Source organism: Vibrio sp. 2134-1 (genome assembly GCF_033339495.1).
Window position 1 is genome coordinate 1 of record NZ_JAWOUS010001015.1, and the last position, 504, is coordinate 504.

1 protein-coding gene is annotated in these 504 nt (G+C 48.2%); it reads left to right on the forward strand.

All coding sequences use genetic code 11. The features are described 5' to 3' along the window. The coding region (locus R7R78_RS29780) for a sigma 54-interacting transcriptional regulator (RefSeq protein ID WP_225475050.1) at window positions 1-504 on the forward strand (504 nt) is incomplete at both ends.

Sequence of the window (504 nt, forward strand, 5' to 3'; positions counted from 1 at the left end):
GAAAGTTGCGAAGCTGTTGGTTCTGAACAGCTAGGCGATGTTGATTGGTCTAGCGTATGGTCAGGCTGTATCGTTGGCAATATCTCAGCAGGTCGAGCGGCAACTGCCGTGATGGCTCGTCTCAACGATGCATACCATATCCCACTTCTTGTCTTGGGCAGCTTTCCTTTGCCTGTAGACGATCTCCCAAACTTTGTTGGCGAATTAGAGCAACCGCTAAATTACCCACAGCTTAGTGAAGCGTTACGTCACTGCAAAGATTTTCTTGGCCGTAAAGGGGTCAATGTTGTTGCAAGTGCGCGTAAAAACACGCTGTTTCGTAGCTTAGTAGGGCAGAGTCGCGGCATTCAAGAAGTTCGTCATCTTATTGAGCAAGTATCGGGTACAGAAGCCAATGTCTTGATCCTTGGTGAATCGGGTACGGGTAAAGAAGTGGTAGCGCGTAACATTCACTACCATTCGTCATACCGCAATGGTGCGTTTGTGCCAATTAACTGTGGTGCA